Source organism: Streptomyces botrytidirepellens (assembly GCF_003721215.1).
Lineage (GTDB): Bacteria > Actinomycetota > Actinomycetes > Streptomycetales > Streptomycetaceae > Streptomyces > Streptomyces himastatinicus.
Genome location: NZ_RIBZ01000184.1, coordinates 1 through 8,789, shown reverse-complemented (window position 1 = coordinate 8,789; position 8,789 = coordinate 1). Strand labels below are relative to the sequence as shown.

7 protein-coding genes and 1 tRNA gene are annotated in these 8,789 nt (G+C 72.3%); 1 reads left to right on the top strand and 7 read right to left on the bottom strand.

Annotation, left to right across the window (positions count from 1 at the left end; genetic code table 11):
* From EEJ42_RS14575 to EEJ42_RS14555, 4 genes are all read right to left on the bottom strand, one after another.
* A partial coding sequence (locus tag EEJ42_RS14575; protein ID WP_184503088.1) for an ArnT family glycosyltransferase occupies window positions 1–1,741 on the bottom strand: 1,741 nt, incomplete at its 3' end.
* Window positions 1,738–3,036: a bifunctional glycosyltransferase family 2/GtrA family protein gene (locus EEJ42_RS14565; RefSeq protein ID WP_123100375.1), complete on the bottom strand. Its 1,299-nt coding sequence runs from the start codon at window positions 3,034–3,036 to the stop codon at window positions 1,738–1,740. The genes EEJ42_RS14565 and EEJ42_RS14575, both read right to left, overlap by 4 nt.
* Window positions 3,037–3,061: 25 nt before the next feature.
* Entirely contained in the window at window positions 3,062–4,867 is a 1,806-nt protein-coding gene (locus EEJ42_RS14560; protein ID WP_425472894.1) for an ATP-binding protein, read from the bottom strand.
* A 98-nt stretch (window positions 4,868–4,965) separates the two neighbouring features.
* On the bottom strand, window positions 4,966–5,703 hold the full coding sequence (locus tag EEJ42_RS14555; protein WP_039938430.1) for a response regulator transcription factor: 738 nt from the start codon (window positions 5,701–5,703) through the stop codon (window positions 4,966–4,968).
* 188 nt (window positions 5,704–5,891) lie between these two features.
* Here EEJ42_RS14555 and EEJ42_RS14550 point away from each other — a divergent pair, with 188 nt between their 5' ends.
* Window positions 5,892–6,773: an LLM class F420-dependent oxidoreductase gene (locus EEJ42_RS14550; RefSeq protein ID WP_123100374.1), complete on the top strand. Its 882-nt coding sequence runs from the start codon at window positions 5,892–5,894 to the stop codon at window positions 6,771–6,773.
* 21 nt (window positions 6,774–6,794) lie between these two features.
* Here EEJ42_RS14550 and EEJ42_RS14545 read toward each other — a convergent pair whose 3' ends face one another.
* The 3 genes from EEJ42_RS14545 to EEJ42_RS14535 all read right to left on the bottom strand — a co-directional run bounded on the left by EEJ42_RS14545 (window position 6,795) and on the right by EEJ42_RS14535 (window position 8,644).
* Entirely contained in the window at window positions 6,795–7,673 is an 879-nt protein-coding gene (locus EEJ42_RS14545; protein WP_123100373.1) for an amidohydrolase family protein, read from the bottom strand.
* Window positions 7,674–7,800: 127 nt separating this feature from the next.
* Window positions 7,801–7,874, bottom strand: a tRNA-Met gene (locus EEJ42_RS14540).
* 74 nt (window positions 7,875–7,948) lie between these two features.
* Window positions 7,949–8,644: a DUF4232 domain-containing protein gene (locus EEJ42_RS14535; RefSeq protein ID WP_123100372.1), complete on the bottom strand. Its 696-nt coding sequence runs from the start codon at window positions 8,642–8,644 to the stop codon at window positions 7,949–7,951.
* Window positions 8,645–8,789: the final 145 nt, after the last annotated feature.

Here is an 8,789-nt window from a genome sequence, read left to right as displayed (position 1 = left end):
GCTGGCCGCCCTGCATCCCCGGCGGGCCGCCCATGCGCCCGCCGCCGGGACGGCCGCCGCCCGGACCGCCGCCGGGGCCGCCCATGCCGCCCGACACCGTGGGACCGGCCGTGATGATCGAGCCGCTCTTCGGCGTCTCCACCGTGTTCAGCGTGTACGCCACCGGCCCGGCCAGCGCCGCGGCGAGACCGAGCGCGGCCACGCCCAGCGCGAGCGTCCGTCCCAGCCGCGCCGCGAACAGCAGCCCGACCGCGGCCGCCAGCCCGGCGATCAGCACCGCCCAGCGCAGCCACGGGTGCCAGTCCGCGGACCGGCCCAGCAGCACGTACGACCAGTAGGCCGTGACCGCGGCCGTGACGGCGAGCACCACCGAGGCCGTCGTACCGACGCGGCCCTCGGTCTGCCCCCGCCGCTCCCACAGCATCGTCGCGCCCATGCCCACGATCGCCGCGATGTACGGCGCGAGGGCGATGTTGTAGTACTGGTGGAAGATCCCGGACATGAAGCTGAACGTCGCGAAAGTGATCAGCATCGCCCCGCCCCAGACCAGGAACGCCGCGCGCCGGGTGTCCGTCCGCTTGGCCCGCCAGGTCAGCCACAGCCCCGCCACCAGCAGGATGAACGCCGCGGGCAGCAGCCAGGCGATCTGACCGCCCATGTCGGAGCCGAAGAGCCGGTCGATCCCGGTCTCGCCCCACATCCCGCCGCCGCCACCGCCGCCCCGGCCGCCGCCGCCGACGCTGCCGGTCTCGTTGCCGTTGATCCGGCCCAGGCCGTTGTAGCCGAAGGTCAGCTCCAGGAAGCTGTTGTTCTGCGAGCCGCCGACGTACGGCCGGGACGACGCGGGCCACAGCTCGACGATCGCGACCCACCAGCCGCCGGAGACCACCATCGCGAGCCCCGCGAGCAGCAGTTGCCCGATCCGCCGGCCGAGCTTCGCCGGGGCGCACACCGCGTACACCACGGCGAGCGGCGGCAGGATCAGCCACGCCTGGAGCGTCTTGGTGAGGAAGCCGAGGCCGAAGCAGATCCCGGCCAGCACCAGCCATTTCGTCCGGGCGTCCTCCAGCGCGCGCAGCACGCAGTAGACGGCCGCGACCATGAGCAGGCACAGCAGCGCGTCGGGGTTGTTGAAGCGGAACATCAGCGCCGCGACCGGGGTCACCGCGAGCACGCCGCCCGCGATAAGCCCGGCGGCCGCGCTGAACCGGCGGCGTACGGCCGCGTAGAGCACGCCGACCGTCGCGACGCCCATCAGCGCCTCGGGGACGAGGATCGCCCACGACGACAGGCCGAAGATGCGCACCGAGAGGGCCATCGGCCACAGCGCGGCCGGGGGCTTGTCGACGGTGATGGAGTTCGCGGCGTCCGAGGAGCCGAAGAAGAACGCCTTCCAGCTTTCGCTGCCCGCCTGCACGGCGGCCGAGTAGAACTGGTTCGCGTAGCCGGACGCGCCCAGGCTCCACAGGTAGAGCACGGTGGTCACGGCGAGCAGGGCCCACAGCGCGGGCCGCGCCCAGCGGGGGTCCTCCGGGCGTCCCCGCCACGCCCGCACCAGGCGCGAGCCGCCGGGAGCGGCGGGAGCGGGCGCGGGAGGTGCGGCGGGCCCGGGGGGTGCAGCGGGAGCAACGGGCGCAGTGGGAGCAGTGGGAGCAGTGGGAGCAGTGGGAGCAACGTGGGGAGGGGCCGCGGGAAGGGGCGGCGGACCGGCGTCCCGGGGTCCGTGGTCGTAGGTCGTCATCGGTTGGTCCTCGGGTCGTGGTCGGTGATGGCCCCGCTGTCCGACGGGAAGACCCAGGCCCGGAAGAGCAGGAAGCGCAGTACGGTCGCGGCGAGGTTGGCCGCGATGAGCACGGCCAGTTCGGTGCCGTGCGAGGGGGAGCCGGGGGCGGTGTCGAGGGCGGCCAGGGAGCCGCTGGTCAGCACGAGGCCGATACCGAAGACGACCAGCCCCTGGGCCTGGTGGCGGATCGCCCGGTCCCGGCCGCGTACGCCGAAGGTGAGCCTCCGGTTGGCCGCGGTGTTGCCGAGCGCGGACAGCAGCAGCGCCAGCGCGTTGGCCACCTGGGGGCCCGTACCGAGCCGGAAGAGCGTGTACAGCGCCAGATACACGAGCGTGGACAGGCCGCCCACCACACAGAACCCGACCAGCTGGCGGGCCAGTCCGCCCGGTACGCCGCTCAGTTCCCGGTCACGCGGATCGTCACCGAACGGGCGGCGCAGCCGGTCCAGCGGGAGCGCGCCGGTGGCCAGCGCGCGCCCCACCCGCCAGACGCCCTTCAGGTCGTCGGTGGCCGTCTTCACGATGTGCACGGTGCTGTTCGGGTCGTCGACCCAGTCCACCGGCACCTCGTGAATGCGCAGCCCCGCCCGCTCGGCCAGCACCAGCATCTCGGTGTCGAAGAACCACCCGGTGTCCTCGACCATCGGCAGCAGCCGCTCCGCGACGTCCTTGCGGATCGCCTTGAAGCCGCACTGGGCGTCGGAGAACCGGGCGGCCAGGCTGCCCCGCAGGATCAGGTTGTACGCGCGCGAGATGAACTCCCGCTTGGTGCCGCGTACGACGCGCGAGCTGCGCGACAGCCGCGACCCGATCGCCAGGTCCGAGTGGCCGGAGATCAGCGGGGCCACCAGCGGCAGCAGCGCGTTGAGGTCGGTGGACAGATCGACGTCCATGTAGGCGAGCACCGGCGCCTCGGACAGCGTCCACACGGTGCGCAGCGCCCGTCCGCGGCCCTTCTGCTCCAGCCGGACCGCCGTCACCTCCTCGACGGTGTCGTCCAGGTAGGCCGCCACATGGGGCGTGCGGTCCGTACTGGCGTTGTCCGCGATGGTGATCCGGAATCGGTAGGGGAAGGTCCGCGTCAGATGGTCGTGGAGCCGTCGCACACACCGCTCGAGGTCCGCCTCCTCGTTGTAGACGGGGATCACGACGTCGAGCACCGGGCGGCTGCGGTCGACCACGATGTGCCGGCGCGCGGGCAAGGTCTGCAAGGGTGTCTCGGGCGGCGCCTCGAGAGGGGTGTCAGTTCGCATGGAACGACATTCGCGAGCGGCGCTGTCACGGCTGTGTGGTCAGCCTGTGGCCTGGCTGTGAGTGCGTTACGCCCTGGTGAACAGGGAGATGGACGCCGAACACGGTGCGCCCCGGCACGCTGTCCACCGTCACCTGGCCGTCGTGCGCGGCGACCACCGCGTGCACGATGGCCAGCCCCAGCCCGGTGCTGCCCGCGGTACGCGAGCGCGAGGCGTCACCGCGCGCGAAGCGCTCGAAGACGTGCGGCAGCAGATCGGGCGGGATGCCGGGGCCGTCGTCCTCGATCTGGAGCGAGAGGTACGAGGGCGGCTGCGGCGGCCCGAAGGTGCCGGGGTGCCCGGCCGCCTGCGCCATGGCGTACGGGGATCCGTACGGCGCCGCGTAGGGGTTGCCGGAACCGGTGTTCCCGGACGGCGCGTCGTGGCCGAAGGCGTACGGCGAGCCGGGCCCGAAGCCGCTGCCGTTGCCATCGCTGTTGTGGTTGCCGCCGCCGCTGCCGTTCGTCGTGGTGTGCGCGGCGCCGGGCGCGGGCCCGTACGACGGTCCGTGCACCATGCCGTACGGGGCCAGGTACGGCGACGGGCGCGGCGAGGTGTGCGGGCCGCCCCACAGCACGCGCGCGGTGACGGTCGTCCCGGCCGGGGTGTGGTTACGGGCGTTGCCCAGCAGGTTGACCAGGACCTGGTGCAGCCGCGCCGAATCGCCGTAGACGAGCGCGGGTTCGTCGGGCAAATCCAGCCGCCACTGGTGGTCGGATCCGAGCGCCCGTGCGTCACTGACCGCGTCCACCACCAGCGGGGACAGGTCCACCTCTGCGCACTCCAGCGGCCGCCCCGCGTCCAGCCGGGCCAGCAGCAGCAGATCCTCCACCAGCCCGGTCATCCGCCCGGCCTCGGACTCCACCCGCCCCAGCGCATGCCGGGTGTCGGGCCCGATCTCCTCCCGGCCGCGCCGGGTCAGCTCGGCGTAGCCGCGGATCGAGGCGAGCGGGGTCCGCAGCTCATGGCTGGCGTCGGCGACGAACTGCCGCACCCGCGTCTCGCTCTCCTGGCGGGCCGCCAGCGCCGATTCGACGTGCCCCAGCATGCGGTTCAGCGCCGCGCCGACCTGGCCGACCTCGGTCCGCGGATCGGCCTCGGAGGCCGGGACCCGCTCCCGCAGCGCCACCTCGCCGCTGTGCAGCGGCAGCTCCGAGACCCGGGTCGCGGTCGCGGCCACCCGGCGCAGTGGGCGCAGCGAGATGCCGACCATGGTGGCCCCGGCGAGCCCGGCCGCGACCAGTCCGGCGGCGGCGACGCAGACCTCGACCAGGATGAGGGTGTTGACGGTGTCCTGGGTCTGGTTGAGCGGGAAGGCGAGGATGATCCCGCCGTCCCTCGGGTTCCACTTGGCCACGGCCCGGTAGCTGCCGAGGCCGGGGAGGTCGACGGCGTGCACCCGGTCGTCGACGGGGATGGCGGTGAGCGCCTTCTCCTGGCTGCTCGTCAGCTTGTCCACCCGCTGCGCGGCGTTCGAGAAGTCCGGCAGCATGGGCTCGTCGTTGCTCTTGCCGGACTGGACCGCCTTGCCGTCCGTCCCGAGCCGCGCCCCGGCGGTTCCGATGGGCTGCCCGGGCCCGTTGAGGAAGAAGATGCTGCTCTCCGGGCTGCGCGGGTCGGCCGGGTTCGGCTGCTCGCCGACCTTGCGCATGGCGCCGCCCGCCGACGAGCGCAGGTCGTTGTCGACCTGGCCCTCCAGGTACGACTTCAGCGCGATCGTCGTGACCGTGCCGATCACCGCGCAGACCACGGCGATCAACGACACCGCCGAGACGACCAGGCGGGTGCGCAGCGACCAGGGCCGCCGGGCAACGGCCCGGGCGTTCTTCCTGGCACGCGGGGACCGCGCCGGAGCGGCCTTGGACGGCGGGGTCGGGTGCGCCACGGTGCCTACTCCCCGGGCTTGATCAGATACCCGGCGCCGCGCCGGGTGTGGATCATCGGGCTGCGGCCCGCGTCTATCTTGCGCCGCAGATACGAGATGTACAGCTCGACGACGTTGGCCTGGCCGCCGAAGTCGTAACTCCACACCCGGTCCAGGATCTGCGCCTTGCTGAGCACCCGGCGCGGGTTGCGCATCAGGTAACGCAGCAGCTCGAACTCGGTCGCGGTGAGGTGGATCTCCTGACCGGCCCGCGACACCTCGTGGCTGTCCTCGTCCAGCACCAGGTCGCCGACCGCCAGCACCGATTCGCTGCGCGCCGCCGCCGCCCCCGACCTGCGCAGCAGCCCGCGCAGCCGGGCGACGACCTCCTCCAGGCTGAACGGCTTGGTGACGTAGTCGTCGCCGCCCGCTGTCAGCCCGGCGATCCGGTCCTCGACCGCGTCCCGCGCGGTCAGGAACAGCACCGGCACCTCGGGCAGCTCGCGGCGCAGCCGGCCCAGGACGGTCAGCCCGTCCATGTCGGGCAGCATGACGTCGAGGACGACCGCGTCGGGCCGCAGCTCACGGGTCGTACGGATCGCCTCGGCGCCGTCGCCCGCGGTCCGCACCTCCCAGCCCTCGTAGCGCAGCGCCATCGACAGCAGGTCGGCGAGGGCCGACTCGTCGTCCACAACCAGCACCCGGACGGGGCTCCCGTCGGGTCGCAGCAGCTCGGTACGCCCATGGGGCGAGGTCGCCATCATGAACGTCAGCTTCCGGCGACGGTCTGAGAGCTTCCTTTCGGCTACCTGTGAATAACCTGAGAATCCTGTGGCCCCGGGAACGGCCCCGGATGGCCCCGAGAAGGCCGGGGCCCGGGGGGATTGCCCCGGACGGGTGAACGGCCCGTGTTCCGGGAATAGTCGGAACCACCCTCCGGTTCGATGGGGGTATGGCTACTCAACCCGCCCTTGGCAAGATCGGCATCTGGACCGCGGCCCTGCGGGTCACGGAGTCCCGCTCGGCGCAGGAGATCAGCGAGGCGGCGGCCGAGCTGGACGCACTCGGGTACGGCGCCGTCTGGTTCGGCGGCAGCCCCAGCGCGGACCAGGCCGCGACCCTCCTGGAGGCTACCGACCGGATCACCGTCGCGACCGGCATCCTCAGCATCTGGGACCACTCGGCCGCCCACGTGGCCGATCGGTACGCCGCCATCGACGCGGCCCACCCGGGCCGTTTCGTCCTGGGCCTCGGCGTCAGCCACAGCGCGCTCGCCGGTGAGCGGTACAAGCGTCCGTACTCGGCGATGCGGGACTATCTGACGGACCTGGACTCGGCCCCGATCCCGGTCCCCGCGTCCCGGCGGGTCCTGGCCGCCCTCGGCCCGAAGATGCTGGAGCTGTCCCGCGACCGCGCCGCGGGCGCCCATCCGTACCTGGTCACCCCGGAGTTCACGGCCGAGGCGCGGGAGATCCTGGGCGACGGCGCCCTGCTCGCCCCGGACCTCAAGGTCGTCCTCGACCCCGACCTCGACCGCGCCCGCACCATCGCCCGCAACTACCTGTCCATGTACCTGAAGCTGCCCAACTACACCAACAACCTGCTGCGGTTGGGCTTCGAGGAGAAGGACTTCGCGGACGGCGGCAGCGCGCGCCTGGTGGACTCCGTCTTCGCCCTGGGCGACGCGGAAGCGATCCGGCGCCGCGTGGACACGTACCTGGAGGCGGGCGCGGACCACCTGGCGGTGCAGGTGGTGACCCCCGAACCGTTCGTCACCCTTCCCCGCGAGGAGTGGCGCACCCTGGCCGAGGTCCTTCCCCTCGGCAGCCGCTGACGCGCCGCTGATGGGGGTGTGTCACAGGCCGAACAGCCGCGCCGCATTCCCGTGACACACCCCCCGCAGCCAGGCGTCGTCCTGGTCCAGCCGGGTCAGCACCTCCAGGGCGTGCCCGTACCCGTACGGGATGTTGGGGAAGTCGCTCCCGAACAGCACCCGGTCGCCGAGCGCGCCGAGCCGCCCCCGCTCCTCCGGCGGGAACGGCCAGTGGCTCTCGGAGAAGTCGGTGAACGCCATCGTCGTATCCAGGTGCACCCCCTCGTACCGCTCCGCGAGCCCCAGGAAGTCCGCGTACTCCGGCAGCCCCATGTGCGCGATGACCAGCCGCAGCCGCGGATGCCGGGCCAGCAGCCGGGCCACCGGTTCGGGGCCGGTGTGCTTGCCCGGCGCCGGGCCCGAACCACAGTGGATGACGATGGGCGTACCGGCGTCGGCGAGCATCCCCCACACCGGGTCGAGCAGCGCGTCGCCCGGGTCGTACGCCCCCACCTGCACATGCGACTTGAACACCCGCGCCCCGCCGTCCAGCGCCGCGCGCACGTACTCCTCGACGCCCGGCTCCGGGAAGAAGGTCGCCGTGTGCAGACAGTCGGGCGTACGGGCGGCGAACCCTGCCGCCCACTCGTTCAGCCACGCCGCCATGCCGGGCTTGTGCGGGTAGACCATCGAGGTGAAGGCCAGTACCCCGAACTCCCGGATGATCGCGAGCCGTTCGGCCTCGTCCTGGCGGTAGGTGATGGGCCACTCGAGGCCGACCAGCGGCTCGACGGCGTCGAAGTACGCCCATACCTTGTCCATGACGTTCTTCGGCATGAAGTGCGTGTGCACGTCGATGAGTCCGGGCAGCCCGAGCTCCTGCCAGAAGCGACGGACCGGGACGGCGTCGGGATCAGTCATACGGATCACCGTACGGTCGCGGAACCACGATCGAGGGCCCGGCACCATTTCTGGTGCCGGGCCCTCGACCTNGGAACCACGATCGAGGGCCCGGCACCATTTCTGGTGCCGGGCCCTCGACCTCAAGTAGCGGGGACAGGATTTGAACCTGCGACCTCTGGGTTATGAGCCCAGCGAGCTACCGAGCTGCTCCACCCCGCGTCGGTGAATGCAACACTACGTCATTCGCCGCGCTGAGGGAAATCGGTTCCGCACGCCCGGGCCCACGCCCCGGCCTATGCCCCGGCCCCGGGCTCCACAGCCGTCACGGTGAACTCGTCCCCGCACACCCGCAGCCCCGAGGAGACCCGCGCGGTCATGGCCTCCTTCGAGCCGGGCGGGTAGGCCTGCACCAGGGAGGCGCTCTTCCAGCACGGCTTGTCCGAGAGGCCGTCGTTGATCGTGTGCAGCACGGCGTGCGCGCTGCCCCCGGCGGGCACCGTGACGGGCTTCCCCATGGCCCCCTCCCGCTCGGCCGGCTTCCCGATCTTCTGCCCGTCCCTGGCCAGCAGCGACGCCCCGGGAAACCCGTTCAGCGTGCAGGCGCTCTTCCCCTCGTTGGTGAACACCAGTGAGTACCGGATGTTGCCCGCCCCGATGTCGGCCCGCCCCACGCGCAGCCCCATCGACGAAGACTCACACCGCGCGCTCCCGGCGTTTCCGGCGCTCCCGGCCTTCGACCCGATGTCCTCACCGCCCGCCGAGCCCGTAGCGTCGCTGTTCTGCCCGTCCTGCGTGTCCTGACCGTCCTGCTCGGCCTGCTCGGCCTGCTCGGCCTGCTCGGCCTGCTCGGCCTGCGAGGCGGCGGACACGGGCGCCTTGCCCTCGGGCTTGGGCTCGCTGCCCTGACAAGCCGTAACCCCCATGGCCGCCACCGCCGCCATCGTGGCGACGACGACCTTGCCCCGGCTGGTGAGCGTGATGTGCGACATGGGATCCCCCTGGATCGATGAGTGCGACTCTCGCACCAACTACCGTGCCGATCCGCGCTAGTTGTGCTGTCCCGGCACGTTGGTGACGGGCGACGCGCTGTGAGTGGTGCTTGAACGAGGCGAGGGCCTCTGGTTTCGGTGTGGA

What these genes read in the sequence shown, in the direction of transcription:
- EEJ42_RS14555 (WP_039938430.1), bottom strand. Translation starts at nt 5,703, where the DNA reads ATGATGGCGACCTCGCCCCATGGGCGTACCGAGCTGCTGCGACCCGAC.
- EEJ42_RS14550 (WP_123100374.1), top strand. Translation starts at nt 5,892, where the DNA reads ATGGCTACTCAACCCGCCCTTGGCAAGATCGGCATCTGGACCGCGGCC.
- EEJ42_RS14535 (WP_123100372.1), bottom strand. Translation starts at nt 8,644, where the DNA reads ATGTCGCACATCACGCTCACCAGCCGGGGCAAGGTCGTCGTCGCCACG.
- EEJ42_RS14545 (WP_123100373.1), bottom strand. Translation starts at nt 7,673, where the DNA reads ATGACTGATCCCGACGCCGTCCCGGTCCGTCGCTTCTGGCAGGAGCTC.
- EEJ42_RS14565 (WP_123100375.1), bottom strand. Translation starts at nt 3,036, where the DNA reads ATGCGAACTGACACCCCTCTCGAGGCGCCGCCCGAGACACCCTTGCAG.